This window comes from Empedobacter sp. GD03797, from assembly GCF_029842105.1.
In the GTDB taxonomy this organism is placed as follows: Bacteria; Bacteroidota; Bacteroidia; order Flavobacteriales; family Weeksellaceae; genus Empedobacter; species Empedobacter falsenii_C.
On the sequence record NZ_JAOCFS010000011.1, the window covers coordinates 46,182 to 72,415 of the forward strand.

Genomic DNA, 26,234 nt, shown 5'->3' on the forward strand with positions numbered 1-26,234 from the left:
TTTTCTTTTAAATACAAAAAAAGCGTTCAAAATTGAACGCTTTAAGTATTATTATTGATTTTATTAAATCATCGAAATACGTAATGTATTTGTAATTCCTTTCTCAAATGCTGGCATTGCATTAAGATTGATGATATAATCACCATATTCTACGTAACCTGCATTCTTCGCTAAGATATTTACCTCAGTTACCGTTTGATCGGTAGAAGTATCGCGAGGATCGTAATTGATTGCTTTCACTCCCCATAACAAATTCAACATACGGTTAATACGTTTACTTGGGTTGAAAACTAAAATAAATGAATTTGGACGATGAGAAGAAATTTGGAAAGCTGTATAACCAGAATACGTTAAAGTTGCAATTGCTTTCGCTCCTGTATCTTCTGCCATTCTAGCTGCATTATAACAAACCATATCAGTTACGAAACGTTCGTTTTTGATCTTTGGTTTGTGCTCTGGTACATGCACGTGATCATCATCTTCAACTGTTTGAAGAATCTTCGTCATTTTCTCGATAACTTGTACAGGATATTGTCCTACAGAAGTTTCTCCAGATAACATTACCGCATCTGCTCCATCAAAAACTGCATTCGCAACATCAGAAACCTCAGCACGAGTTGGTGTCAAACTAGAAATCATTGTTTCCATCATTTGCGTTGCAACAATAACTGGTTTACGAGCTAATTTCGCTTTGTCAATTAATTGTTTTTGCGCTTTTGGAACTATTTCAAACGGAACCTCAACTCCTAAATCTCCACGAGCAACCATTAATCCATCAGAAAATTCTAAAATATCATCGATATTTTCTAATGCTTCTGGTTTTTCAATTTTAGAGATAATTGGAATTTTTAATGTTCCATTTTCTTTGATAAATTCTGATAAATCTTTTACATCTTGTCCAGAACGAACGAAAGATAATGCAAACCAATCTACACGATTTTCGATTGCGAATTTTGCATCTTCTTTATCTTTTTCTGTTAAAGCTGGTAAAGAAATATTTGTATTTGGTAAGTTAACTCCTTTTTTAGAACGTAATGGACCTCCTTGAATCGTTTCTGCTTTTACAGTATCTGTTCCGTTTGTCTCGATTACTTTGAAGATTAATTTTCCGTCATCAATCAAAATATTTTCTCCCACTTGCACGTCTTGCGCAAACTTTTTGTACGTCATAAAAACTTTTTCTTTCGTTCCTACAACATCTTCGTTTGTGAAAGTTAAAATATCACCTGGATTGATGATAAAATCTTCGTGTTCCATTTTTCCAATACGCAACTTAGGACCTTGTAAATCTGCTAAAATTGCTGTATTGTAGCCATGATCGTTATTTAATTGATGAATTGTTTCAATCTTACGTTTCACATCCGCATAATCTGCGTGCGAAAAGTTGATACGGAACACATCTGTTCCTTTTCTCATCATTTCTAATAAAATCTCTGGACTTTCTGTTGCCGGACCTAAAGTCGCGACAATTTTTGTCTTTTTAAGATATTGTCTATCGTAAATCATAATTTTTCCCTTTTTTTATGCACAATATTTTGTTAGAAAACCAATTGATCCGCATTGCTAATCAAATCGATATCTATTTTTTTGATCGTTTTTATAAAATCTTTTTCTACAAATGGTAGTTGAAGATATTGTAGTTCATCTTCCCAACCAGAGATTTTTACAACATAATTGCAATCCTTGTAATTTGGCACAAGAATAACGCTCTCTTTGAAAAGATTTGATAAATCTACTTCATTTTTTTTAAAATCGGATTGATTTGGTGTATTTTTAATGATATGATAATCTATTTTATTTGCTTCGTCTAACCATTGATAGGTTTCGAAAAAATAAGTATGCTCATCTAACCGAATATCCAAATCCTGAATACGCTGAAAACGCGTATCAAAAGTAGAGTTGAGATGGAAAATAAATTGTGTAGAAGTGTTAAAACTAGAATTTACGCCTATGAGATGAAAATCTATCCAATCATCATATAAGAGTAATTCTGCCATGTTTCTAAACTTTTTCTATTTTCTTTTGTAGCGAATAGTAGGCGCGTTTTGCTGCACTTTCTTCCGCTTTCTTTTTAGAAGTTCCTCTCCCTTTCGAGATAACTTTATCATTGAGACGGATTACTGACACAAAAACCTGCAAATCTTCTGCGTTTTGCTCCTCAAATGTATTGAATCTTATCGTATTTCTCGTTTTTTGACTCCATTCCAAAATCAACGATTTGTGACTTGTAATCGTGTGCTCCAAACGATCTAAATCCGCATAAGGGTCAATAATTTTGACTTGAATAAATTTTTGTACTGCAGCTATACCTCCATCAACATAAATTGCACCAACCAAAGCTTCCAACATATCACCATTTACGTCTTCACCTAAATTGTTGTGATTGTTCATTGGGTCCAAATAATCTAACAAGCCAAGTTGTTTGGAAACGGCATTCAATTGTTTACGTGAAACAATTTTAGAACGCATTTTTGTCAAATAACCTTCTTGTTGATCTGGCGCTTTGTAGTATAAGTGCATTGCTGCAGAAGCACCAAGTAATGCATCTCCTAAAAACTCTAATCTTTCAAAGTTTATACTGTTTCCGTTTTCATCTTTTTTCTGTGCAGATCTGTGGGTAAATGCTTCTTTAAAAACCTCAACATTGCGAGGAGTATAACCCAAAATCGACTTCAAAAATTTCAAAAAAGGATCAGATGAATTTGAATCATCACGATGATTTTTAAAAGAAAATAATTTTTTTAAGAAAGACATTACTTATACTTCTTAAATATCACACAAGCATTGTGACCACCAAAACCAAAAGTATTACTCAATGCATAATCTACATTTTTCTCTTTTGCTTTGTTAAATGTATAATTGATTTTCGGATCAAGATTTTCATCATCCGTAAAATGATTAATTGTTGGTGGAACGATACTGTTATTGATTGCTCCAATAGCCGAAATCGCTTCAATAATTCCTGCACCACCTAATAAGTGACCAGTCATAGATTTTGTTGAATTGATTTGAATATTATAAGCATGTTCTCCAAATAATTTTTGAATTGCTTTAGATTCTGCAATATCACCTAATGGTGTAGATGTTCCATGCATATTAATATGATCTACATCTTCTACATTGATATTTGCGTCTAATAAAGCCTCTCTCATCACATTAAGTGCGCCTAATCCTTCTGGATGTGGTGCTGTAATATGGTGAGCATCTGCTGTCATTCCTGTTCCTACTAATTCTGCATAAATTGTAGCGCCACGTGCAATTGCATGTTCGTATTCTTCTAAAATAATACTTCCAGCTCCTTCTCCCATTACAAAACCATCGCGGTCTTTATCGAATGGACGAGAAGCAGTTTGCGGATCATCATTTCGTGTAGATAACGCATGTAATGCATTGAAACCTCCAATACTTGCAGCTGTAATCGCAGCTTCTGACCCTCCTGCAACAATTGCATCAGCTTTTCCAAGTCTTAATAACATGTAAGCATCAATAATTGCGTTTGTAGAAGAGGCACATGCCGAAACAGTTGTATAATTAGGTCCCATAAGACCAAATTCCATTGAAATATGACCAGGCGTGATATCTGCAATCATCTTAGGGATAAAGAAAGGATTGAAACGTGGTGTTCCATTTCCTGTTGCGTAATTAGAAACTTCTTCTTCAAAAGTTTTAATTCCACCGATACCAGATCCCCATATAACGCCGATACGCTCTTTGTTTACATTTGCATCTTCTAAGATTCCACTGTGTTTTATTGCCTCTCTAGCTGCAATAATTCCCAATTGGGCACAACGGTCAATTTTTCTTGCCTCTTTACGATCAAAATGATCTTCAATATTGAAGTTCTTGATCTCACAAGCAAATTGTGTCTTAAAAAGAGTTGCGTCAAAAAGCGTAATAGGCGCAGCGCCACTTACACCATTCACTAATCCATTCCAATATTCTTGGTATGTATTTCCGATTGGTGTTAGCGCGCCTAAACCTGTTACTACTACTCTTTTTAATTCCATAAAATAGGAACTATTACTTGTTTAAGTCTTCGATGTATGTTACAGCTTGACCTACAGTAGAAATTTTTTCTGCTTGATCGTCTGGAATTTGGATATCAAATTCTTTTTCGAATTCCATGATTAATTCTACTGTGTCTAATGAATCAGCTCCTAAATCGTTAGTGAAACTTGCTTCTAGCGTAACTTCGCTTTCGTCAACTCCTAATTTATCTACGATAATTGCTTTCACTCTTGATGTAATGTCAGACATAATTTTCTAATTTTAATTGTTGTAAACTAGTGCAAAAATATAAAACTTATATTAAATACAAGCTTTTTTTTATATGCACGCATAAGAACTTGCAAATATATGGTGAATAAATATTCACGAAAACGTTTAAGTGAATGACATAAGTCAAATTTTTCACGCTTCTTTTTATTGTAACTTTGTCCAAAGTTTTTACCTTTAATATTTTAAAATACTATAAAAATCACAAAAATGAGCATAGAATTGGCATCTTACGGAATAAAAAATTCCAAAATTAACTATCAATTATCTCCTCAAGAGCTTACGGAGAAAATGGTAGAGCTAGGACAAGGAGAAATTACATCTTCTGGAGCAGTAAATATGTTAACAGGAGAATTTACAGGACGTTCTCCTAAAGACCGTTTTATTGTAAAAGATGATATTACTGCAGAAAACGTTTGGTGGGATGGAAACATCAATATTCCTTTTGACTCTGATAAATTTGACGCTTTGTATGATAAAGTTGTTGAGCATTTAAGCAACCGCGAAATTTATGTACGTGATGCTTTTGCTTGTGCTGATGATTCTTACAAAACAAAGATTAGAGCAATTACAGAAACTCCTGCTGCTAATTTATTTATCTATAACATGTTTATTCGTCCAACGGAAGAAGAATTAAAAAACTTTGGTGATGCTGAATGGACAATTATCAATGCGCCAACTTTTGTTGCAGACGCTAATGAAGATGGTACAAGACAACACAATTTCTCTATCTTAAATTTTAAACGTAAAATCGTTTTAAACGGAGGAACTGGTTATACAGGAGAAATGAAAAAGGGTATTTTCTCTGCCTTAAACTTCATCATGCCAGTATTCAGAAATACTTTACCAATGCACTGTTCTGCAAACTCTGGTGAAAATGGAGATACAGCAATGTTCTTTGGTTTATCTGGAACAGGAAAAACAACTTTATCAGCAGACAAAAACAGACGTTTGATTGGTGATGACGAACACGGATGGACAGAAGACAATACGGTTTTCAATTTTGAAGGTGGTTGTTACGCAAAAGTTATCAACTTATCTCCAGAAGGTGAACCAGAAATTTTTGCAGCGATCAAAGACGGAGCTTTATTAGAAAACTGTAAATTAATTCCAGGTACTAACGAGGTTGATTTTACAGATACATCTATCACAGAAAATACACGTGTTTCTTATCCAATTGATTATATCGAAAATATTGCAGTTCCATCTGTAGGAAAAAATCCTAAAAATATTTTCTTCTTATCGTTTGATGCTTACGGAGTTTTCCCTCCAATTGCAAAATTAAACCCAGATCAAGCAGCTTACTTGTTTATCTCAGGATATACATCTAAAGTTGCTGGTACAGAAGCTGGTGTTACAGAGCCTCAAACTACATTCTCTACATGTTTTGGTGCGCCATTTATGCCGTTACATCCAACTAAATATGCTGAAATGTTGAGCGATAAAGTTGAGAAAACGGGAGTAAATGTTTGGTTAATCAATACAGGTTGGAATGGTAAAAAAGAGCGTATGTCTTTAAAAGATACACGTGCGGTTATCAATGCAGCTTTAAACGGAGATTTGAACAACGCTGAATTCAAAAAAGATCCTTATTTCGGGTTTGAAGTTCCAGTTGCAATCGAAGGTGTTGCTTCAGAAAAATTAAATCCAGCGACTTCTTTTGATTCTACAGCAGCATACGAAGCAAATGCGAAAGTATTGGCAGCTAAATTCAAAGAAAACTTCAAAAAGTTCGAAGAATTTGCAACGGCTGATTTATTAGCTGGTGGGCCAACGATTTAAGGTTAAGATTGAGGTTGAGAATGAGTTTTTAACTCATTTTGAAAATCAGAAATAAATATAAAACCGAGCAAATTGCTCGGTTTTTTTATGTTTTTAAATGTTGTATAATTCTTTACATAGATGCATAGAAATACAATTTTCTATTTGACATCAAAATCAGTAGTTTACTTATCGTTTTTCGTCTTTGATGAAAATTACATTTTCAAGTAAAAATCCTTTGTCAACTGAATATAATCTTCTGTGTACTGATGTCGATCGACTTCAATGATTAGTTCTTGTTCTTCTACTTCTTTTTCATGAAAACTAAATTCTAACAACACACGTTTTGTAACCGTTGTCGAATTCCCTTTGATATAAACAACTCTAGATAATTTTAAAGCGTTTTGAGCCGTTATCATACAAAAATCACCCATTTGATCGTATGGAATTATAAAACTCGCTAATCCGTCTTTTTGTAGTAATTCGGCAGTTTTTTTTATTAATTCTTCGAAAGTCAAGGTTTCTTGCTGGCGTGCTTGTTTACGCGCATCAAAATCAACAGTATCATTCACCACAAAAAAAGGTGGATTACTGACAATCAAATCATATTTTTTATTGGTTGAATAATCTTGAAGCGATGAATTAAAAATGGTTAATCGATCTGAAAAAGATGCATTCTCGAAATTTTCTTTTGCTTGTAAAAAAGCATCGTTATCAATTTCTATTGCCTCAATCATAGAAAGAGGAAAACGTTGCGCTAACATCAACGAAATTAATCCAGTTCCTGTACCAATGTCTAAAATAGTATTTCCACTTTTTAAATCAGCCCAAGCGCCAAGTAAAACACCATCTGTGCCTACTTTCATTGCGGTTTTATCTTGAAAAATTTCGAATTGTTTGAATCGAAAAGGTTTTCTATTCATTGTAAGGAATCAAAATGTAGAATGTTGTACCGACAGAAATTTCGGTTTCGAAACGAATTGATCCGTCATAATCGTCAATAATTTTTTTGACCATTGGTAAACCAATTCCCATTCCACTATTCTTTGTTGTAAACTTTGGAACAAAAATAGAATCTTGCGATTCGACAGGAATTCCATCCCCATTATCTTGAATGGTTAGATGTAAGAAACCTCCTACTAAAAACACATCTACTTTAACTTTCGCAATACGAGATTGTGGAATAGATTGAAACGCATTTTTTGTAATATTTGTAATAATTCGATTCAAATATTGTTTATCAAAACGCATCATGATGATGTTTGGAGAATAATTAAATTCGATGAACTCCATTGGAAAAACATAAAGCGTGTTTTTTATAACATCAACCACATCAATTTTTTCATCTTTACGAGAAGGCATTTTAGCAAAATCTGAAAAAGCTTCGGCTATCGCAGAGATGGTATCAATTTGTTGCAATAAAATAGTAGTTGTTCGCATCGTCTTTTCTTCAAGATTTGGATCATTTACATCAAATTTTCGCATATAATTCTGTAGCATTAATCGCATTGGTGTTAATGGATTCTTGACTTCATGCGCAACTTGTTTCGCAAAATCTCGCCATGCTTCTTCACGCTCTTGCTTAGCTAATAAATCTGATTGTTCCCGCAATCGGTTCAACATATCATTATAAGAATCTACCAGAACCTTTATTTCATCGTTACCATCATAACGAATAGGCATATTGTTTACAATAACTTCTGTTTCTCGAATCCGATCTGCAAACGACCAAAGTTTATTAAGCGTACGTTTAGTAACAAAATAGACCGCAAATGTTCCAAACAAAAGAATAACTCCAAAAGCCAATCCATAACTACCAATTAATGTAAACATGTCTTGTTGTAAAAAATCTTGGTTAGATTGATAAGGTAGACAGAGAACAGCAATATTTTCGTTGTAATAATTTTTGATATGACTATAAGACGAATAAACATTATTGTCGTCGGCTGTATCTTTATTCGTTACAATAAAATCATTTGATTTTTGTAGTTGGTCTAATATTTTCTGAGGTAAAACATTATAAGTCGTTGAAACCGGCTGAGTGGTTAAAATTTTATTACCACGTAAATCATAAATTACAATATCGGTTTTATTGATATCAGCAATGCGAAGAAAACCATCTTCTAAAATGTCATGAATATTATCTTTGGTTGCAATTCCAGGATAATTATCCATTTCATAATCTATCGCAGATTCTACCGCTCTAACTTTTCGTTTGAGAATATCTTCGTGATATTGTTTAGTTTGTGCATTGAAATGATTGGCAGTAATCAGCAAGATAGCGCCTGCTGTAAATAACAAAATCGTTACCATATAAATGATAATACGAACGGGTAGCGATAGGTTATTTTTTTTTCTAATCATTTTTATTTTTGGAATAATCTTTTGACGTATTTTCCTAAGATATCAAATTCTAAATTCATTGTATCGCCAACTTTCACTTGATTAAGGTTTGTAAACTCCCAAGTATATGGAATAATTGCAACCGAAAACTGCCCTACTTTACTGTCAACAACTGTTAAACTAATTCCGTTAAGACAAATCGAACCTTTTTCTACTGTAACATTTCCAGACGATGCTTCATCATATTCTACTGTAACAAAAAAGCTACCATTTTGGTTTTCTATCGAAACAATTTTTCCGGTTTGATCTACATGACCCTGCACAATGTGACCATCGATACGACCATTGAATTGCAAACATCGTTCTAAATTGATCAAATCACCTTCTTTTAAAGTGTTAAAATTTGTTTTTTGTAAGGTTTCCTCTATAGCAGTAACTTTATAAAGTCCATCTTTGAAATCAACAACCGTTAAACAGACTCCATTATGTGCAACACTTTGATCAATTTTTAATTCATCACAAAAATCAGCTTCAATCCATAAATGTAAATTAGATTGCTCTTTCTCTGCTTTTATAAGCTTTCCTACTCCTTCTACGATTCCTGTAAACATGATGTTATTTTTGGTGAAATTAATAATTAATTTAAACTTATAAAATGAAAAAGGGATGATTTTAAAACATCATCCCTTAAATATATTAACTCTGTAATAATTTTTACTCTACAGTAACTGATTTTGCCAAGTTACGAGGCTGATCTACATTCTTACCTAATTTAACGGCAATCCAGTACGATAATAATTGTAATGGAATAGCTGTTAAGATTGGAGAGAATTCTTCTGCTGTTTCTGGGATTACTACGTAATCATCTGCCATAGCAGTTACTTGCTCATCACCATCATTCACAATTGCAATTACTTTGGCGCTACGTGATTTAATTTCTTGAATATTAGAAACTACTTTTTCGTAATAACCTTTTTTCGTTGCAATAACGATAACTGGCATATTTTCGTCCAATAACGCAATTGGCCCGTGCTTCATCTCTGCTGCTGGATAACCCTCTGCGTGGATATATGAAATCTCTTTCAATTTTAATGCTCCTTCTAAAGCCGATGGATAGTTGTATCCACGTCCTAAATAGATTGCATTTCTGTTATCTTTGTATTTATCAGCGATTTGATCAATTACACCTTCACAGTTATCTAAAATTTGTTGAACTAATTCAGGAATACGCTCTAATTCGCGTGTTAACAATGTAAATTTCTCTGTTGATAATTCACCATTGTGTTTTCCTAATTTTAATGCAATCAATGCTAAAATTGTTAACTGAGCTGTAAACGCTTTTGTTGAAGCAACACCAATCTCAGGACCTGCATGCGTATAAGCACCAGCATCTGTAATACGAGCAATTGATGAACCTACAACATTATTAATTCCAAAGATAAATGCTCCAGCTTCTTTAGCTAATTTAAGCGCTGCTAACGTGTCTGCTGTTTCTCCTGATTGAGAAATTGCAATTACGACATCGTGCTTGTTGATAATTGGATTACGGTAACGGAATTCAGAAGCATATTCCACTTCTACAGGAATACGAGCGAAATCTTCGATCATATATTCTGCTACTAAACCAGCGTGGTAAGATGTTCCACATGCAACAATGATGATACGTTTTGCATTCAAGAATTTCTCTTGATGATCCCAAATACCAGCCATTTTAATTACACCTTCCTCAACTAATAAACGTCCACGCATTGTATCACGAATAGAACGAGGTTGTTCGTTGATTTCTTTTAACATGAAATGCTCATAACCACCTTTTTCAATCGCTTCAATATTTAATTGTAACTCTTGAACATCTAAAGAAACTGCTTCATTGTTATGGATTGTACGTACATCAACTTCTTTATCTAAAGTAATTGTGGCCATGTCACCATCTTCCAAATAAACCGCATCTTTTGTAAACTCGATAAACGGAGAAGCATCAGAAGCAACGAAAAATTCGTTCTCTCCAATACCAATTGCTAATGGAGAACCTAAACGACCTACAACAATTGTATTTGCTTCTTCTTTATCTAAAACAGCTATCGCATAAGCCCCAATCACTTCATTCAAAGCTAAACGAACTGCGTCAGTTAAATTTAAGTTTTGTTCCTCTTGAAATAATTGAATAAAGTTTACTAAAACTTCTGTATCCGTATCACTATGAAAAACGTAACCTTTATCTTTTAATAATTGTTTGATTGATTCATAATTTTCAATAATTCCGTTATGAACCAATACCAAACGTCCATTATTAGACATATGAGGATGAGAGTTTACATCATTTGGCACACCATGTGTTGCCCAACGTGTATGCCCAATTCCTAAATGAGGTGTTTTATCTAAATTTTCTGATTTATCTTCTAAATCAGAAACTTTTCCTTTTGTTTTTACCAATTCAAAATCGGTACCAGTAGAAAGAACTAATCCTGCACTATCATATCCTCGATACTCTAGTCTTTTTAGTCCATTAATAATAATTGGGTACGCTTCGCGATGTCCAATATATCCTACAATTCCACACATAATATTTTATAGTATTTTAGTTAAATTCGTTAAATATAATACGCCCTATTTTTGAGAGTAATATACCAATAATTTCAATTTTTTATCCGCTACTTCCGAATTATTTCCATGTAAAACAATTCTGTATGGATTATAAGCTCTATTATTTTGATAAGGATTTGTACTATTAATAGTTGTTGCATAACTAACAGATGTTATAAAATTACCCATTGTAATAAACATCGTTTGATCTTTAAACTCATTTCCTTTCTCTAACATGCTTTTTAGATGTTTCGTGATATCAATTGTATAATAATCAGTATCTCCTTTTACAATAGGATTAAAGTGAACTGATGTAGGATATGCATTATAGAATTCTAAAACGTCTGCATACAATTCATTTATAACTTTATCATCTTTTTTGTAATTATTCCAAGCAACTAAATAAGGTGGTTTTGGGAAACCTGTAGAACCATCAATATAGAATTTTAATTTTGCACCAAGAATCACAATGTTACTTTTTGTCATCTCAGATTTTAATTCATCTAATTGCGTTTGATTGATTCTTAATTTTGCATAATTCCCACTCATTCCGCTTAAATACAATCTCGCATCACCATTCACTTCATCAGGTTTGATTGTAGAATAAGTTGAACCTACTGCATTGTTCACAATTTGAGAAGCAATAATATTGGCATTATTTGCAGTACCAGAATTCCACTGATTTGTCATATCAAAAGCATAAGTAACACTTACACGTTCTTTATAATCAGTATCAGTATCTTTTTTTTCAGTTGGATTCTTTTTAGAATAATACATATTCAAGTCAATTTTATTTGGATTAAAATTGACAATAAATCCATTTGATTCTTCTACAGAAAACTCTAAACCTTTGATATTTTCACGAATAAATGTTGCGTAATCAGAAAGTAATCCTGTTTTAGCATTTTTAATAATTTTTTCGTCAAAATAATCTGGATCTAAAGAAACTTTGTAACCAGGAACAACCTCAGAAATATTAGAAGTTCCAGTTTTTTGTTTAACAACTTTTCCTGTTACTGTTTTTCCGATTGTAGCTTTTCCAATTACTCTCGAATTAACAGAAATTGGCGTCTCAAGTCCACTTAATGTTGAAAAATATTTTGTGTCTTTGTATAAAACCGTATTAATGTCTTTAATTTTCAACGTCATTGTCAAATCCTTATTACCATACAAAGAATCTACTGCATACTTTGTTGTAATTTGGATTGTATCTGTATCTTTTGGTTTCTCTCCTGGTTTAGAAAGATTGATTGTATCTTTAGAAATTGGATCTTTAGTCGTGTTGTAATAAACTGGAATTACCAAATTCACAGAATCTACTTTAGGTTCTGTTCCAAAATCCTGATCACCAATAGACGAAGGTCTAATTTGTGTATAAAACTTAGAGGATGTAGAACCAAAAATTGGTTCGTTGTACACACCAAAAGCTCCATTTTGAAGTACAAATTTATCTGTACGAAGCGTATCAAAATTTGCATTAAAAGCAATAACATCTAAGGATTTTACATTTCCTTCTGCCTCACCTCTAATCACATTGTTATCTAATCCTAGTGTTTCATTCTCACACGAAACAATTGCTCCCATTCCAATCATCATTGCAACAGACACAGAAAGGACATTCAAAAATTTTTTCATTAATCTAAACAGATTTTAATTAGAGTTCATTACTTCCTCAAGATAGAAGTTGTTGTAAACTTCTTTAGCTTGCTCTTTAGAACAATAGTCTAATAGAGGAATATTTTGTTGGTTGATATAGTTTTTCACATCTTCTGGAATCATCTCTTCTCCTTTCGCAACTGCATCTGCATATTGTAAAGAAGCTTGAATCATACCCAAATGTGTAGGTTTTTCTAAATATGTTTGTACATCAGCTTCTACTTTATCAAAAGCTAATTTTTTAACTAATTCGCTATCTAATTCTCCTTCAAATCCGTTGTCAAATAAAGAAACAACAACTTTTGCATCTTGAAAGAAAGGATCGTCAGAATAATATTTTTTTAGATACAATGGTACTAAACTAGACATCCAACCCATTACGTGAACAACATCTGGTTTCCAGTTTAATTTTTTTACTGTCTCTAAAACTCCTTTTGCGAAGAAAATAGAACGCTCATCGTTATCAGAAAATAATCCATTATCTTCTCCATAAACTTCTTTACGTTTGAAATATTCTTCGTTATCGATAAAATACACTTGTAGTCTTTCTCCTGGAACAGAAGCGACTTTAATGATTAATGGTTGATCCAAATCATTAATAATCATGTTCATACCTGAAAGTCGTATTACTTCGTGTAATTGGTGTCTTCTTTCGTTAATTGCTCCAAATCTTGGCATAAAGATTCTTACATCTGCGCCACTACTTTGCATGATTTTTGGCAAATCTAATGCTTGTGAAGACATCGGATTTTCAGGAAAGTAAGGTACCATTTCTGTTGTTACATACAATATGCGCTTTCCTTCCATAATTTCTACTCTCTTTTCCTAATGAATAATAAGGCACAAATTTACAAAAAAATGTTGATATATTGTTTGCTTATAGTAGCTTTGCGAGATATTAGTTTTTTTTTAACAAATCAGTGTTATGGTTATATTTAACGAAAAGGAAAAATTAACTCCCGCAATCGTCGAGTTAAAAAACCAAAACAAAACCATTGGCTTTATCCCTACAATGGGCGCTTTACACGAAGGTCACATGTCTTTGGTCAAAGCTTCTAAAGCTCAAAACGACTACACAATCGTCAGCATTTTTGTCAATCCGACACAATTTAATAATCCAGAAGATTTAGCAAAATATCCTCGAACTGAGGAAAATGATAAAGAATTGTTAATGAAAAATGGCTGTGATTTTGTCTATATGCCTACTGTTGAGGATTTATATGAAGCAAATGAAGGTGCAAAACACTACGATTTTGGCACAATAGACCAAGTGATGGAAGGAGCGTCTCGCCCTGGACATTTTGATGGAGTGGCTACAATTGTTTGCAAATTATTCAAAGCAGTTCAGCCAACAAGAGCATATTTTGGAGAAAAAGATTTTCAACAAATTCGTATCATTCAAGAAATGGTAAAACAAGAGAATTTAGATGTTGAAATTGTTCCAATGCCAATTCACAGAGCAAATTCTGGTTTAGCATTTAGCTCAAGAAATGCACGTTTATCAACGCAACAAACTTCTGATGCGCCTCAAATTTATTCAATTTTATCACAAGCTGTAACGCTAAAAAATGAAGGAAAAGATGTTGCTGATGTAAAAACTTTCGTCGAAAATGAATTCAAAAATTCTCCTTTCGAATTAGAATATTTTGAAATCACAGATGAAGAAACGTTATTGTCAATCGAACATTTTTCTGATGCAAAACATATTCGTGGATTTGTCGTTGCTTATGCAGGCGATGTACGATTAATCGATAATATTCAGTTTTAATAAAATAGATAAAATCCTTCACTCCAATCGAAAAATATTGGAACGGGTTTTGAAATTTATAAGTTCAGTGTAACTTTGCAAAATTATGATGATAGAAGTATTTCACTCTAAAATACATAGAGTTAAGGTAACAGACGCAAAATTAAACTACATCGGAAGTATTACAATCGATGAAGATTTGATAGACGCTGCAAACATGGTAGTTGGTCAAAAAATTCAAATTGTGGTTCAAGAAAACGGAGAACGTTTTGAAACTTACATTATTAAAGGAAAACGTGGAAGCGGAGAAATTTGTTTGAACGGACCAGCGGCACGTAAAGTACAAGTAGGTGATACTGTCATTTTAATCACGTATGCGATGATGGAATTTGAAGAAGCCAAAACCTACGAACCAACAATTGTTTTCCCTAACGAGAACAATCGTTTAGATTAAGGAATTAATTTTCAACAATTTATATGAAGAGTAAGATCAAACAATCACTCTTCTTAATCATTGCTTCATTGTTAGCCGTTTTTTTTGTCGTGGTAACAGTGAAGCAAATTGATTTCGAACGAGTTGCAAAAGTTTTAAAACAAACCAATTATTTTTGGATTTTTGCATCTATGGCAATCAGTATTCTCACGTATTGGATACGCGCCGCTCGTTGGAATCTTCTTCTAAAGCCGATGGGCTACAATACACAAACCTCATCTGGTTTTTGGGCTATTGCATTTGCATATTTTATGAATTTGACCATTCCTCGAAGTGGCGAAGTAGCTCGTGCAACAAGTTTCTATAAAATGGAAAAAGTACCCTTTGAGAAATCTTTCGGAACAGTAGTTTTAGAACGTGTAATTGACGTTTTATTTTTGGGATTATTTTTCGGTTTAACACTTATTTTCAATTACGAAACATTCATCAAATTTGTTGAATTAGGAAACAAAGAAAAGGCACACCAACCAACAACCGAACCTTCTTTCATAAAATATTACATCGCAATTGGAGTTCTTGTTTTAGGAATTGGATTAATTGCTATTTTCTGGAAAAAGATTAGTCAATTAAAGTTTTTTGAAAAGATTAAAACGTTTCTATTTGGACTTTGGGAAGGAATAAAATCAATCTCAAAATTAGAAAAAAGAGGTTTATTTATCTTTTATTCTTTTGCTCTTTGGATTTGTTATTTTCTAATGACTTTCCTTGTTTTCTTCGCTTTTCCTGACACCAAAAATTTTGGAATACCAGAAGGTTTATTTCTTTTGATTGCGGGATCTCTGGGAATGATTTTACCTGTTTCGGGCGGTTTGGCTTATCCGTATATTATGTCGATTGCATTTTCGGCAGTTTATTTAGCAAAAGGCGGAGATCAGCACGAAGGACGAGCAATTGGAGATTATTTTGGATTAATCCTTTATATAGCTCAAGTTGTATCAATGATTAATTTTGGATTGATTGCTATTTACAAAATCGCACGAATTCGTCGAGATTCTACACAATAGTTACATACCTCCAAAGCTACGATTCCAAAGTTTTACCATTTTATTGATTTCCCAAGGATTTATTTTATAAAATATTTTCATAATTATAAAGAAAATAAGATTGACTAACAGTACAAAAAGTAATTCCATAGCGAATAAGTTTTTATTAAATATACATTTTATTTCTTTATCATTTCCAAATATTTAGGTGCTTGTTCCTCTAAAATTTCTGTGATTTTATCATATTTGTTTTCTTTTACGAGTTTCTCTAATTCAAAATTTGCATAACAATATCGCACATAATCAGTGACTTTATTTTCTGGAATATTCAATGTTTCGATGAAATAATTTGAGGTAAAATAATTTTCTAAATCTTTGATTTTATCTACCTTTTTGAAATATTCGTTTTGTTTTTTATCTTTTTTCTTTTGCCCAGAAATAGATGCTATCCACAAAGAAGGATCCAACAACCCGTTATTATTAATTGTAGAAGTCATGTTAGGATTTATCTTTCGGAAACGCAAATTTGGATCAAAACCCAAGTTCAAATTATCATACAATTCATCAACTTTTCCATGTTCTAACTTGATGTTATTCTTAAAATTTTTGTCTAACGTATTAATTCGCGCCTCAGCAAGTTCAATCGTTTCAATATTCAAGTGAATCGTCAACATTCCTTTTACTAAAATATCCGATGTGATTTTTATTTTTCGTTCGATATAAAAATCATGTGTAATCACCAATTCATCTCCAACAGACGCTTTGATCGAGAACATTCCATTTTCGTTTGTCAAAACTCTGGCGTTAGTCATTTCATTCAAAATCAAAATATGATCCACAGCATCTTGTCCAACAACGCCATCGTCAATCACCACTTTTCCAGTAATCAAAGTTGTTTGCGCAAAAGAAAAAGTGCTTATCAAACCGAAAATTATAACGTATAAAATTTTATTCATTCTTTTGGATTTTTGACAAATAAATCGGCGCTTGTTCCTCTAGAATCTGAGTAATTTTGTCGTAATTATTTGCTTTGACCAATTTATCTAATTCAAAATTAATATAACAATACTTTACATATTCGCTCACTTTATTTCCTGGAATATTCAATGTTTCAATGAAATAATTTGATGTAAAATAATTCTCCAAATCTTTTATTCTATCTTCTTTTTTGAAATATTCATACTGTTTTTTTTCTCGTTTCCGTTGACCTGAAATTGCAGTAATCCAAGCCGCAGGATTCAATAATCCAAAACCTCCAATATTTGAAGTAGCATTAGGATCGATTTTTCTAAAACGCAAGTTAGGATCAATTCCCAAATTCAACTGTTTGTACATTTCATCAACTTGGTCATATTTGAGCTTGATATTGTTCTTAAAGTTTTTGTCTAACGTATTAATTCGCGCTTCAGCAAGTTCAATCGTTTCAATATTCAAATGAATCGTCAACATTCCTTTTGCTAAAATATCCAATGTAATTTTGATTTTTCGTTCGATATAAAAATCGTGCGTAAAAATCAATTCATCTCCAACAGACGCCTTAATCGAAAACATTCCGCTCGCATTTGTAAACGCTTTCGCATTCGTCGATTCGTTTGTCACCAAAATATTGTCCACCGCATCTTGCCCAGCAACACCATCATCAATCACCACTTTTCCTGTGATCAAAGTCGTCTGCGCAAATGTAAAAACGCTCAACAAATTCAATAATATAATGTATTTTATTCTACTCATTTTTCTTCATTTTTGCTAAATAAATTGGCGCTTGTTCCTCAATTATAAAAAGAATTTCATCAAAATTATTATCTCGCAACAATTTCGGAAAATCAAAATTTGAATAACAATAATCCAAAAACTCGTTTATTTTTCCTTCCGGAATTTTCAAATCATTCACAAAATAATATGTCGTAAAAAATTTATGCAACGCCGATAATTGATCTTCTTTCACAACTTTTATTGGACCTGGATTTTTCACTCGCTTTTTTGGGTTTTTGAACACGTTTAACAATCCAAGTAAATTAACTCCTCCAACCTGTTTAATCGTTCTATTGACTCTTTCTTCATCATGTTTAAGATTCAGTTCCGCTTTAAATTCTAGAGAAGTAAAACCCGCTTCATCATTCAATTTTTCTTGAAATGATTTTTCTTTTCCCAAATTTTTGAGCGAATTTTTATCTAATTTCGAGATATTTGCTTCTTTCAATTCTATCACTTCAATATTTACGTGAATCGTCACAAAACCTTTCATTATCATAGTTTCCGAAACTTTCAATTTTCTTTCTTCAATTCCCGTATGTTTGATTAACAATTCATCATTCAAATTCACATTTATCGAAAATAAGCCAACATTATTTGCTTTTGTTTTGGCTTTTGTCGTTAAGTTTTCAATCGAAGTTCCTTCCAAATCAATAACTTCTTCTGTATCATCCACAATAATTTTTCCTGTGATTAAAGTGCTTTGTGCTTGAAGATAACTTGATGAAATGATTAATAAAAAGAATAAAAATTTATTCATATTCGATTGTTTTTTGGTTGATAGTAGAAAGATAATTTGGTGCTTGTTCTTCGAAAATTAAAGTGATTTTATCATAATTATTTGCTTTTAAAAGTGGTTCTAACTTAAACTCAACAAAGCAATAATGAATAAAATCAAGAATATTTCCTTTTGGAATTTTCAAATCATGCTCAAAATAATATTCGGTGAAATAATCTTTGAGCTGAATGATTTTATCATATTTATCAAGGTTTTTCTTTTTCAGAAAATGTTTATACGTCTGCACTTCTTTGTCCGAATATTGCTCTATCAAACCCATCACATTTTCATAACGAATGGGAACTCTTAATTTTCGAAGATATTCCGAAGCAAAATAGGCTTTCACCATATCATTTTTAAACTCTTCATTAATACCTAAACTTTTATTGATTTTTTCGCTTTGCGTTTCTTCTTTGCTAATATTTTCTTTCCAATTCTTTTTAAGCGGTTTTATTTTCGTTTCGGATAATTCTATCACTTCAACATTTAGATGAACGTCTATAAAACCCTTTCTAATCATTGATTCAGAAATCTTAAGCTGACGTTCTTCAATTCCTATTTGTTTGAAAAGTAAAACATCGTTTGGCTGAACTCGAATCGAAAAAAGACCTTTTTCATTTGATTTTGTTCGTGCATTTGACGTTAAATTTTCGATTACAAAATCATCAAGATTAACGATTTCATCCGCATTATCTACCATAATTTTCCCCGAAATTAAAGTCGATTGTGCATTGGCAGAAATACAAAAAATATAAAAAAAGCTAAGAAGTAAAGTTATTTTCATTGGCATTTTAAAACATGATTAAAAATAATCGAGAAAATGATTGAAAATCAATATTTAACTCAACTTTATCTAAAGTTGATAATTTGTTAAAAAAGTAAATTATTATTAACGTTTTTTAGTTGTTGTATTAAAATTTTTCACACTTATAACTCCATATCTTGTCGCGATAAAACATTATTTTTGTCTAAATTTGAAACTATGGCTAAAACAAAAACTACATATTTCTGCCAAAACTGTGGCACGCAAACCGCGCAATGGATGGGACAATGCAAAAGTTGTGGCGAATGGAATACCATTGTTGAAGAAATTGTAGACAAAGGCGACGAAAAAAAATCGTGGAAAGATAAATCGGACAAAAAAGAAAAAACTTTTGCCCTGAATATTCGCGAAATAAATCCATTAGGAGAAATAAGAATTTCAACGAAAAACCAAGAATTAGACAGGGTTTTAGGTGGTGGAATTGTTCCTGGATCAGTGATTTTGGTTGGTGGAGAACCTGGTGTTGGAAAATCGACATTGATGTTGCAAGTTGCCTTAAAGTTAGATACGATTAAAATCTTATATGTATCTGGAGAAGAATCTGTTTCGCAAGTAAAACTTCGTGCCGAACGAATCGGAATTGAATCGGATCAATGTTTTATTTTACCCGAAACTAATACGCAAAAAATATTTGCGCATGCCAAAGAAATTCAACCTCAACTGATTGTTGTCGATTCTGTACAAACGCTTCAAACCACTTATGTAGAATCATCTCCAGGAAGTATTTCGCAAATTCGAGAAACAACTTTTGAGCTGATTCAATACGCAAAAGAAACCAACACACCGATTATTTTAATTGGTCATATTACAAAAGAAGGTGTAATTGCTGGACCAAAAATTTTGGAACACATGGTAGATGTTGTGTTGCAATTTGAAGGCGATCGCAACCATATTTACCGAATTTTACGCGCAAATAAAAACCGTTTTGGCTCAACTGCCGAAATTGGAATTTACGAAATGCAAGGCGCTGGTTTGAGAGAGGTCACAAATCCATCTGAAGTGTTAATCACGAAGAAAGATGAATTACTAAGCGGAAATGCAATAGCAGCGACTTTGGAAGGTGTTCGCCCGATGTTGATTGAAATTCAAGCTTTGGTTTCAACGGCAGTTTATGGAACTCCACAACGTACTGCGACTGGTTTTGATGCCAAACGATTGAATATGTTGTTAGCAGTTTTAGAAAAACGTGCAGGTTTTCGATTGAATATGAAAGATGTTTTCTTGAATATTACAGGTGGAATTCGAGTGGATGATCCTGCAATTGATTTGGCTGTTATTGCGGCAATTCTTTCATCAAGTGAAGATTCTGCTGTTCCAGATAATTGTTGTTTTGCGGGAGAAGTTGGTTTGAGTGGAGAAATTAGAGCTGTAAATCGTGTTGAACAACGCATTACCGAAGCTGAAAAATTAGGTTTTGACGCAATTTTTGTTTCAAAATACAATAAAATAAAAGATACAGATTTTGGAATTCGAATCGTTAGAATCTCAAAAGTTGAAGATTTATATCGTATGCTATTTCAATAGAATATTAAATATTTTATAAACACTTGATTTATACATTATTTTTTCTATTTTTATTCGAAACTAAAAAACATTATTATGGATTATTCTAACCAATCTACTCAAGATTTTAATCAACCTCAACAATCTTCTTTTGAAGAAATTAAACCAAAACCAGAAAACAACCTTGTCTTGGCCATCATCGGTACTGTTTTAGGGCTTTGTTCTCCTTGTTGCATCGGTACTATTGTGGGTATTATTGCAATTGTTTTTGCAAATCAAGTGAATACAAAACACAATATTGGTGATTATACAGGTGCTGAACAAGCAGCTAAAAATTCTAAATTATTAGCTTACATTGCAATTGGTTTAGGCGTAATCGGTGTTATTATTAATGTTGTGATGTTAATTACAGGAGGTATGGATGCTTATATGGAGCAATATAAAAGTATTTTAGAAAGCTCTAACGGAAATTAATCATATGATAAAACGGATTTTGGTTTATGGACTAGCAACGCTTTTACCCATTTTGGTAATTGTCTATTTTTATAGTTATTACAGCAACCAAAGTCCGTTTTCTATCAAATGTATGTTTCATGAAATAACAGGTTTGTGGTGTCCTGGCTGTGGTGGTCAGCGCGCTTTTTCCTTGCTTGTTCACGGACATCTTTTACAATCCTTACGTTACAATCTTATTTTGCCTTTTGCACTTTACATTTGTGTACAATTGTATTATGCTATTGTTGGAAATATTTTTTTAGGCAAACCAATGTCAGGCAAATTACATCTCCCTGCAAGTTTTGCGCGAAATTTCTTAATCTTCCTTTTGGTTTATTCTATTTTGAGAAATATTCCTATTTCTCCTTTTATATATTTAGCACCAGAAAGTTAGAATCAAAAAAAATCAGAGAACTATTCCTCTGATTTCTTATTTGCTGTTCGTGGATTTTGGCGCTCCTCGCCTTCTTTCAATTCTCCTCGACGTATTCTATTTTTGTCCGAATCTTTGTCATCATTTGGTAAAGAAACGGGTTGATTTGCCTCACCTAAAACCCATGTTTCAGTAGCATCCCACATCGCTCTAATTTTGATTGGCTCTGGATACAAATAAATTGGTTCGGGCTGTTTACCTGATAAATAATCGCCTGTATCCCATTTTCCATTTTCGTTTTCGTCAACCAATAAACGGAACAAATATTCACCTGGCTCAATAAAATTGAATTCAAAATAGTTTTTATTTGCTGGATTATATAACTCTTCCAAAACTGTATAATCTTTATCTGTTTTTAGAAATTGTAGGATAAATGGTTTGCTTGGAGTATTTTGAAGCGTTAATTTTAAATGTCCGAAATCGCCACGCGTTCCCATTTTTATAGGATAAGCAAGCGTATCATTCTTCTCTCCTAACACATCTGTCAAAGCATTTGGATAGATATTAACTTCAAATTTTTCATCTAAATTTTTATCAAAAGCAAAATTCAAATTCTGAGCATTCACTGTATCAATCGAAACTTTAAATGGAATTGAAATTGTATCTTTAAACACATAAATTTTAGATAAATCCAATGATTTTATTGGTGCATTTGCCTGAACTTTAAATGGTTTATTTGGTGCTAATTTTTGATCATTTAATGCTTTAAATTCTAATTTTCGTTCTGTATTCGATTTTGAATATAATGCACTTATTTCATCTATTTGATCTTTATGTTGAACCTTGAAATTCAATTTTGCACTTCTTCCTACAATTGTATCCACCTTTGGATTGAACCAAAAATTAATCGAATCTTGTTTTGGAAACTTCTGAATATAAGCCGTTTTAAATTCTTTTCCTACCGGTGTTATCGTAACATCATCCGTTGCTCCTGTCGTTTTAAAAACAATTAAACCTTCTTGTTTAAAACTCGCTTCAGGTTTACGATAAGCTGGTTTTTGATTGAATAAATTCAAGTTGATTTGTTGATTTGCATTCAACTCAATTGGTTCGTTATGAAAAGCCAAACGCTCTTTCCCATAATCGTACATCACATTTTCTACCTTATCCTCGAAAGCAATCAATTTATATTTGCCCGAAGCCAAATAATTTAATTGATATTCTCCTTTATCGTTGGCTCTCGCAATGTAATATGGTTTCTTTTGCAGAATAATGCTGTCTTTGTAAGTACTATCTACTTTATATAGCCCGACCAATATTTTCTCTGGCAATTTGAAATCATAAGACGCATTTACTCGACCTGTGACCTTCAACGAATCAATAAAACTACCTGTCGAAAAAACATATTGAAAGTTTGACAACTTATTATTTTCGTTAAAATCTTGAATCGCATCACCAAAGTTGAAACTATATGTCGTATTTGGCAACAATGGTTCTTGAAATTTAATCGAAATATATTTCTTCGCTAAAGCTTGCGGCGTCACAATTGGCGGAATTTGAAACGATGGCGAAACAACAACATTTTTGCTGTACTCTTTTAGAAGAATATACTCATCAAAGTTGATTATTGCCTCTTGCAAATTGACATCTACATTTGTTGCCAACGTATCTGGATCAGCTTTTAGGAAAACTGGAGGAGTTTCATCTTTAGGCCCTCCCGTTGGTGAACCTTGTCTTGCACAAGAAATAACCATCAAAATGGTTAACATCAAAAGCGAAAAACGTGTCGTCTTATTCATGGGCGCAAGTTAAGAAAAAGCTTGTTATTAAGCATAAGCAATGGTAATTACACTTATCTTAAAATTTTCTGAAAGATTAAACTTTTTTATTGCTGATGCAATCGTTGCGCCAGTTGTTAACACATCATCAATCAAAATATAATGTCCAGGCTTAAGATTTGGATTGATTTCAAACGCATCTTTCATATTTTCCAATCGATGTTTTTTGTCTTCATTTACTTGAGATGAATTGTATTTCGTTCGGATTAATCCATCCGAAAAATAATTGATTTGATTAATTTCTGCCAACGTTCGTGCAAAATCTTCTACTTGATTGTAGCCTCTTGTTTTCAATCTTTTTGGATGCAAAGGAATCGGAATAATTCCGTCATAATCTCTCAAATCAAACTTAATTAATTGTGCTAAATCAATTCCAATTTCTGGGCGATTTCTATATTTCATTTCATGTAAAATGGCTTGCGTTGTGTTATGATGTTTAAATTCTAACAAAGAAAAAACATTTTCAACCTCGCAAAAATTTCTCAATTTATCATAAGCGCGATTATTTTGATCAAAATTAAAATGCGTGAAAACGAGTTTGGTTGAGCACGAAACACACAGAAATTGCGAAGGTTGAATAACGTCTTGACAATCCAAACAACGCATCGGAAAAAATAAATCAACCAAAGAATTTACGATTGTTTTGATTTCCATTACCTTTGCAAATTAAAGTTTAGTACTAAATTTAATGAAAATCATTCGACTTACAAAAGCTTTTACGTTCGAAACTGCACATGCTTTGCATGGTTATGACGGAAAGTGTAAAAATATACATGGACATTCGTACAAATTATTTGTAACTGTGAAAGGAACGCCTTCTGAGGACACAAACGATGTGAAACTTGGAATGGTGATGGATTTTGGGGATTTGAAAAAAATTGTGAACAAAGAAATTGTTAATCTTTTTGATCACGCCATTTTATTGAACGAAAATTCGCCTCACAAAACATTAGGAGAAAAATTATTATCAGAAGGACACAATGTTGTTTTTACAGATTATCAACCATCTGCTGAAAACATGATTTTGTGGATTGTGGATAAAATTAAACCACTTTTACCAACGAATATCGATTTGGTTGCTTTGAAATTACACGAAACTGAAAATTCTTATGCAGAATGGTTAGCGGAGGACAACCAATAAACATTCAGTTAGAAGCTGGTAAAAAAGCCTATTTTTCTTCGGATCATCACTTTGGTGCTCCGAATGAAAAAGATAGTTTGGTGCGCGAAAAATTGTTTGTAAAATGGCTTGACGAAATAAAAGACGATTGTGGTGTTTTATTTTTGATTGGCGATTTATTCGATTTTTGGTTCGAATATAAACACGTTGTTCCGAAAGGATTTGTACGTGTTTTAGGAAAATTAGCCGAAATTTCTGATCGTGGAATTCCAATTTATTTCTTTGTTGGCAATCATGATTTATGGATGAAAGATTATTTGGAAGAACAAATCAATGCAATTGTTTTTCGAGACAAACAAGATTTTATCATCAATGGAAAAGATTTTTTTATTGTACATGGTGACGGAAAAGGACCTGGCGATAAAGGCTACAAACGAATGAAAAAGGTCTTTACTAACAAAGTTTGTCAATTTCTTTTTTATCTACTTCATCCCGATTTGGCAATGTGGTTGGGAATTACAGCTTCGCGAAAAAATAAAATGATTTCGGGTGATGAAGATGTTAATTTTTTGGGCGTTGACAACGAATGGTTAATCATGTATAGCCGTAAACAATTGCATCGAAAATACTACGATTATCTAATTTATGGACATCGACATTTACCAATGGAGATTGCGATAGGCAAAGCGCGTCATATCAATCTTGGCGATTGGATTAACTACTTTACTTATGGTATTTTTGATGGAAAAGAATTCGAATTAAAAACTTACCTCCGTAATCAAGGAGAAGAATCTCGGGATTCTATCATAAAAATTATAGATTAGCAAGCAAATCATAAAAACCCAAAGAAATGCCTCTTTTAGCCATTCTATTTTGGGTTTGCTTTCGCTAAAATATCTTGTTAACATCAACATAATGCTAAAACCTAAGAAGGCAAGATAAGCATCGTTATTTCCTCCGTAAAGAATATACGTAATCAACATTGTTCCAAACATAAAATGCATCAACAAAAAGATTCGTTTCTTTTGTGCTGTCAATTTATTCACATTCTTAAAATGATTAATAATTGAATAAATTAGAATAATTACAATGGGAACTAAAAACAATTGTTTCCATTCGAAATGCACTATTGTTAACATCAATTGTTCTTTATAAAAATCGAACATAAAGTAATAATCAAGCAGAAAACTTACTTGAGCAACGATTAATATTGGAAGAATAAATCCTAGAAAACCAAGAATAGGAATTTTTGGTTCTACAACTCTTAAAGTTAAGAAATAAGTGAAAACTACAATTCCTAAGAAAATAAGTGGCGGACTTAATAGTATTGCAAAACTCATGAAAACGCCTATATCAAAAGCATTGTACGTATCGTTTTTTTCGGACTCAAAATAGAGTAATTGCACTGTTACATAAGTCACAAGCAACAAACTTCCAGCAATTCTATAATCTGATAAACCTGCAATAAAAGGCATTATCCACAAAATGTAAGTAAAAGTTGGGTAGGAAGAAGTCGAAATTAAATCATTTGTATTGTCGATATACCCCACAAAAGCAATCGTCAAAATCGTCAGGACTACGCCTAATTTTTCTAAATTACTCAGATCAATACTGTTAAAATTCGTTGCTCCAAGCAATGTAAACAGCACAATGATAAAAATCTGTATAAAAAAATTCCTTTTGTCAAGTAGATTAACCAACATTTTATTAA

The 26,234-nt window shown here is 32.5% G+C and carries 27 protein-coding genes; 9 read left to right on the top strand and 18 right to left on the bottom strand.

Going from position 1 to position 26,234, the window contains the following annotated elements:
* Positions 1-63 precede the first annotated feature (63 nt).
* The 5 genes from pyk to N5D90_RS09280 are packed head-to-tail and all read right to left on the bottom strand — an operon-like array spanning position 64 to position 4,257.
* Complete coding sequence (gene pyk, locus N5D90_RS09260; protein ID WP_280062260.1) at positions 64-1,506, bottom strand: pyruvate kinase; 1,443 nt, start codon at positions 1,504-1,506, stop codon at positions 64-66.
* Positions 1,507-1,538: 32 nt separating this feature from the next.
* Positions 1,539-1,997 carry an IPExxxVDY family protein gene (locus N5D90_RS09265; RefSeq protein WP_280062261.1) on the bottom strand — a complete coding sequence of 153 codons (459 nt, stop codon included), beginning with the start codon at positions 1,995-1,997 and terminating at the stop codon, positions 1,539-1,541.
* Positions 1,998-2,001: 4 nt separating this feature from the next.
* Positions 2,002-2,754 carry a ribonuclease III gene (rnc, locus tag N5D90_RS09270; protein ID WP_221854049.1) on the bottom strand — a complete coding sequence of 251 codons (753 nt, stop codon included), beginning with the start codon at positions 2,752-2,754 and terminating at the stop codon, positions 2,002-2,004.
* The gene (gene fabF, locus N5D90_RS09275; protein WP_280062262.1) at positions 2,754-4,007 is read right to left on the bottom strand and encodes a beta-ketoacyl-ACP synthase II; all 1,254 of its coding nucleotides are present in this window, start codon (positions 4,005-4,007) and stop codon (positions 2,754-2,756) included. The genes rnc and fabF overlap by 1 nt, the downstream gene beginning before the upstream one ends.
* A 13-nt stretch (positions 4,008-4,020) precedes the next feature.
* Positions 4,021-4,257 carry an acyl carrier protein gene (locus tag N5D90_RS09280; protein WP_038336002.1) on the bottom strand — a complete coding sequence of 79 codons (237 nt, stop codon included), beginning with the start codon at positions 4,255-4,257 and terminating at the stop codon, positions 4,021-4,023.
* Between the two features lie 228 nt (positions 4,258-4,485).
* On the opposite strand from N5D90_RS09280, the gene pckA reads away from it, so the two are divergent.
* Complete coding sequence (pckA, locus tag N5D90_RS09285) at positions 4,486-6,057, top strand: phosphoenolpyruvate carboxykinase (ATP) (RefSeq protein WP_280062263.1); 1,572 nt, start codon at positions 4,486-4,488, stop codon at positions 6,055-6,057.
* Positions 6,058-6,251: 194 nt separating this feature from the next.
* Here pckA and N5D90_RS09290 read toward each other — a convergent pair whose 3' ends face one another.
* The 6 genes from N5D90_RS09290 to N5D90_RS09315 form a co-directional block, all read right to left on the bottom strand.
* The gene (locus tag N5D90_RS09290; protein WP_280062264.1) at positions 6,252-6,902 is read right to left on the bottom strand and encodes a tRNA1(Val) (adenine(37)-N6)-methyltransferase; all 651 of its coding nucleotides are present in this window, start codon (positions 6,900-6,902) and stop codon (positions 6,252-6,254) included.
* Positions 6,903-6,951: 49 nt separating this feature from the next.
* Complete coding sequence (locus N5D90_RS09295) at positions 6,952-8,400, bottom strand: ATP-binding protein (protein WP_280062265.1); 1,449 nt, start codon at positions 8,398-8,400, stop codon at positions 6,952-6,954.
* A gap of 2 nt (positions 8,401-8,402) precedes the next feature.
* On the bottom strand, positions 8,403-8,990 hold the full coding sequence (locus tag N5D90_RS09300; protein ID WP_221854045.1) for a riboflavin synthase: 588 nt from the start codon (positions 8,988-8,990) through the stop codon (positions 8,403-8,405).
* A 103-nt stretch (positions 8,991-9,093) separates the two neighbouring features.
* The gene (gene glmS, locus N5D90_RS09305) at positions 9,094-10,941 is read right to left on the bottom strand and encodes a glutamine--fructose-6-phosphate transaminase (isomerizing) (RefSeq protein ID WP_280062266.1); all 1,848 of its coding nucleotides are present in this window, start codon (positions 10,939-10,941) and stop codon (positions 9,094-9,096) included.
* A 45-nt stretch (positions 10,942-10,986) separates the two neighbouring features.
* Positions 10,987-12,597, bottom strand: a complete 1,611-nt coding sequence (locus N5D90_RS09310) for a DUF4270 family protein (RefSeq protein WP_038336008.1) — start codon at positions 12,595-12,597, stop codon at positions 10,987-10,989.
* A 15-nt stretch (positions 12,598-12,612) separates the two neighbouring features.
* Positions 12,613-13,425 carry a glycogen/starch synthase gene (locus N5D90_RS09315; protein ID WP_280062267.1) on the bottom strand — a complete coding sequence of 271 codons (813 nt, stop codon included), beginning with the start codon at positions 13,423-13,425 and terminating at the stop codon, positions 12,613-12,615.
* Between the two features lie 118 nt (positions 13,426-13,543).
* Between N5D90_RS09315 and panC the strand changes: the two genes are divergently transcribed.
* From panC to N5D90_RS09330, 3 genes are all read left to right on the top strand, one after another.
* On the top strand, positions 13,544-14,386 hold the full coding sequence (gene panC / locus N5D90_RS09320) for a pantoate--beta-alanine ligase (protein WP_280062268.1): 843 nt from the start codon (positions 13,544-13,546) through the stop codon (positions 14,384-14,386).
* An 85-nt stretch (positions 14,387-14,471) separates the two neighbouring features.
* The gene (gene panD / locus N5D90_RS09325) at positions 14,472-14,819 is read left to right on the top strand and encodes an aspartate 1-decarboxylase (protein ID WP_180905565.1); all 348 of its coding nucleotides are present in this window, start codon (positions 14,472-14,474) and stop codon (positions 14,817-14,819) included.
* Positions 14,820-14,842: 23 nt separating this feature from the next.
* Positions 14,843-15,862, top strand: a complete 1,020-nt coding sequence (locus N5D90_RS09330) for a lysylphosphatidylglycerol synthase transmembrane domain-containing protein (protein WP_280062269.1) — start codon at positions 14,843-14,845, stop codon at positions 15,860-15,862.
* A 158-nt stretch (positions 15,863-16,020) separates the two neighbouring features.
* On the opposite strand, the gene N5D90_RS09335 is transcribed toward N5D90_RS09330, so the two are convergent.
* From N5D90_RS09335 to N5D90_RS09350, 4 genes are read right to left on the bottom strand one after another with little or no spacing between them, the layout of a single operon-like run.
* Positions 16,021-16,797: a hypothetical protein gene (locus tag N5D90_RS09335; protein WP_280062270.1), complete on the bottom strand. Its 777-nt coding sequence runs from the start codon at positions 16,795-16,797 to the stop codon at positions 16,021-16,023.
* Positions 16,790-17,572 (bottom strand): hypothetical protein, encoded by a 783-nt coding sequence (locus tag N5D90_RS09340; RefSeq protein WP_280062271.1) that lies wholly within the window; start codon positions 17,570-17,572, stop codon positions 16,790-16,792. Before N5D90_RS09340 ends, N5D90_RS09335 begins: the two co-directional genes overlap by 8 nt.
* Positions 17,565-18,353, bottom strand: a complete 789-nt coding sequence (locus N5D90_RS09345) for a hypothetical protein (RefSeq protein WP_280062272.1) — start codon at positions 18,351-18,353, stop codon at positions 17,565-17,567. Before N5D90_RS09345 ends, N5D90_RS09340 begins: the two co-directional genes overlap by 8 nt.
* Entirely contained in the window at positions 18,346-19,155 is an 810-nt protein-coding gene (locus tag N5D90_RS09350; protein WP_280062273.1) for a hypothetical protein, read from the bottom strand. Before N5D90_RS09350 ends, N5D90_RS09345 begins: the two co-directional genes overlap by 8 nt.
* 198 nt (positions 19,156-19,353) lie before the next feature.
* Here N5D90_RS09350 and radA point away from each other — a divergent pair, with 198 nt between their 5' ends.
* The 3 genes from radA to N5D90_RS09365 all read left to right on the top strand — a co-directional run bounded on the left by radA (position 19,354) and on the right by N5D90_RS09365 (position 21,586).
* Positions 19,354-20,718, top strand: a complete 1,365-nt coding sequence (gene radA / locus N5D90_RS09355; RefSeq protein WP_125349136.1) for a DNA repair protein RadA — start codon at positions 19,354-19,356, stop codon at positions 20,716-20,718.
* A 75-nt stretch (positions 20,719-20,793) separates the two neighbouring features.
* A complete protein-coding gene (locus tag N5D90_RS09360; protein WP_280062274.1) occupies positions 20,794-21,171 on the top strand; it encodes a CD225/dispanin family protein in 378 nt (125 codons plus the stop codon).
* 4 nt (positions 21,172-21,175) lie between these two features.
* Positions 21,176-21,586, top strand: coding sequence for a DUF2752 domain-containing protein (locus tag N5D90_RS09365; protein WP_280062275.1), 411 nt, complete (start codon positions 21,176-21,178; stop codon positions 21,584-21,586).
* Positions 21,587-21,606: 20 nt separating this feature from the next.
* Here the strand turns inward: N5D90_RS09365 and N5D90_RS09370 are convergent, their stop codons facing one another.
* Both N5D90_RS09370 and N5D90_RS09375 read right to left on the bottom strand, forming a co-directional pair.
* Positions 21,607-23,364 carry an Ig-like domain-containing protein gene (locus N5D90_RS09370; RefSeq protein WP_280062276.1) on the bottom strand — a complete coding sequence of 586 codons (1,758 nt, stop codon included), beginning with the start codon at positions 23,362-23,364 and terminating at the stop codon, positions 21,607-21,609.
* A 27-nt stretch (positions 23,365-23,391) separates the two neighbouring features.
* Positions 23,392-24,057 carry a hypothetical protein gene (locus N5D90_RS09375; protein ID WP_280062277.1) on the bottom strand — a complete coding sequence of 222 codons (666 nt, stop codon included), beginning with the start codon at positions 24,055-24,057 and terminating at the stop codon, positions 23,392-23,394.
* Between the two features lie 34 nt (positions 24,058-24,091).
* Between N5D90_RS09375 and queD the strand changes: the two genes are divergently transcribed.
* Both queD and N5D90_RS09385 read left to right on the top strand, forming a co-directional pair.
* Complete coding sequence (gene queD / locus N5D90_RS09380; RefSeq protein ID WP_280062278.1) at positions 24,092-24,544, top strand: 6-carboxytetrahydropterin synthase QueD; 453 nt, start codon at positions 24,092-24,094, stop codon at positions 24,542-24,544.
* Positions 24,520-25,347, top strand: a complete 828-nt coding sequence (locus N5D90_RS09385; RefSeq protein WP_114998547.1) for a UDP-2,3-diacylglucosamine diphosphatase — start codon at positions 24,520-24,522, stop codon at positions 25,345-25,347. The genes queD and N5D90_RS09385 overlap by 25 nt, the downstream gene beginning before the upstream one ends.
* On the opposite strand, the gene N5D90_RS09390 is transcribed toward N5D90_RS09385, so the two are convergent.
* Positions 25,282-26,226: a DUF6427 family protein gene (locus N5D90_RS09390; RefSeq protein ID WP_114998549.1), complete on the bottom strand. Its 945-nt coding sequence runs from the start codon at positions 26,224-26,226 to the stop codon at positions 25,282-25,284. The two genes, N5D90_RS09385 and N5D90_RS09390, sit on opposite strands and share 66 nt — an antisense overlap.
* Positions 26,227-26,234: the final 8 nt, after the last annotated feature.

Coding starts and splice junctions, on each gene's coding strand:
- glmS (WP_280062266.1), bottom strand. CDS start 10,941: ATGTGTGGAATTGTAGGATATATTGGACATCGCGAAGCGTACCCAATT.
- N5D90_RS09375 (WP_280062277.1), bottom strand. CDS start 24,057: ATGGAAATCAAAACAATCGTAAATTCTTTGGTTGATTTATTTTTTCCG.
- N5D90_RS09300 (WP_221854045.1), bottom strand. CDS start 8,990: ATGTTTACAGGAATCGTAGAAGGAGTAGGAAAGCTTATAAAAGCAGAG.
- N5D90_RS09265 (WP_280062261.1), bottom strand. CDS start 1,997: ATGGCAGAATTACTCTTATATGATGATTGGATAGATTTTCATCTCATA.
- N5D90_RS09280 (WP_038336002.1), bottom strand. CDS start 4,257: ATGTCTGACATTACATCAAGAGTGAAAGCAATTATCGTAGATAAATTA.
- fabF (WP_280062262.1), bottom strand. CDS start 4,007: ATGGAATTAAAAAGAGTAGTAGTAACAGGTTTAGGCGCGCTAACACCA.
- rnc (WP_221854049.1), bottom strand. CDS start 2,754: ATGTCTTTCTTAAAAAAATTATTTTCTTTTAAAAATCATCGTGATGAT.
- queD (WP_280062278.1), top strand. CDS start 24,092: ATGAAAATCATTCGACTTACAAAAGCTTTTACGTTCGAAACTGCACAT.
- N5D90_RS09390 (WP_114998549.1), bottom strand. CDS start 26,226: ATGTTGGTTAATCTACTTGACAAAAGGAATTTTTTTATACAGATTTTT.
- pyk (WP_280062260.1), bottom strand. CDS start 1,506: ATGATTTACGATAGACAATATCTTAAAAAGACAAAAATTGTCGCGACT.
- N5D90_RS09345 (WP_280062272.1), bottom strand. CDS start 18,353: ATGAATAAATTTTTATTCTTTTTATTAATCATTTCATCAAGTTATCTT.
- N5D90_RS09365 (WP_280062275.1), top strand. CDS start 21,176: ATGATAAAACGGATTTTGGTTTATGGACTAGCAACGCTTTTACCCATT.
- N5D90_RS09335 (WP_280062270.1), bottom strand. CDS start 16,797: ATGAATAAAATTTTATACGTTATAATTTTCGGTTTGATAAGCACTTTT.
- N5D90_RS09340 (WP_280062271.1), bottom strand. CDS start 17,572: ATGAGTAGAATAAAATACATTATATTATTGAATTTGTTGAGCGTTTTT.
- N5D90_RS09290 (WP_280062264.1), bottom strand. CDS start 6,902: ATGAAAGTAGGCACAGATGGTGTTTTACTTGGCGCTTGGGCTGATTTA.
- pckA (WP_280062263.1), top strand. CDS start 4,486: ATGAGCATAGAATTGGCATCTTACGGAATAAAAAATTCCAAAATTAAC.
- N5D90_RS09360 (WP_280062274.1), top strand. CDS start 20,794: ATGGATTATTCTAACCAATCTACTCAAGATTTTAATCAACCTCAACAA.
- panC (WP_280062268.1), top strand. CDS start 13,544: ATGGTTATATTTAACGAAAAGGAAAAATTAACTCCCGCAATCGTCGAG.
- N5D90_RS09350 (WP_280062273.1), bottom strand. CDS start 19,155: ATGAAAATAACTTTACTTCTTAGCTTTTTTTATATTTTTTGTATTTCT.
- N5D90_RS09370 (WP_280062276.1), bottom strand. CDS start 23,364: ATGAATAAGACGACACGTTTTTCGCTTTTGATGTTAACCATTTTGATG.
- panD (WP_180905565.1), top strand. CDS start 14,472: ATGATGATAGAAGTATTTCACTCTAAAATACATAGAGTTAAGGTAACA.
- N5D90_RS09295 (WP_280062265.1), bottom strand. CDS start 8,400: ATGATTAGAAAAAAAAATAACCTATCGCTACCCGTTCGTATTATCATT.
- N5D90_RS09330 (WP_280062269.1), top strand. CDS start 14,843: ATGAAGAGTAAGATCAAACAATCACTCTTCTTAATCATTGCTTCATTG.
- radA (WP_125349136.1), top strand. CDS start 19,354: ATGGCTAAAACAAAAACTACATATTTCTGCCAAAACTGTGGCACGCAA.
- N5D90_RS09385 (WP_114998547.1), top strand. CDS start 24,520: ATGGTTAGCGGAGGACAACCAATAAACATTCAGTTAGAAGCTGGTAAA.
- N5D90_RS09310 (WP_038336008.1), bottom strand. CDS start 12,597: ATGAAAAAATTTTTGAATGTCCTTTCTGTGTCTGTTGCAATGATGATT.
- N5D90_RS09315 (WP_280062267.1), bottom strand. CDS start 13,425: ATGGAAGGAAAGCGCATATTGTATGTAACAACAGAAATGGTACCTTAC.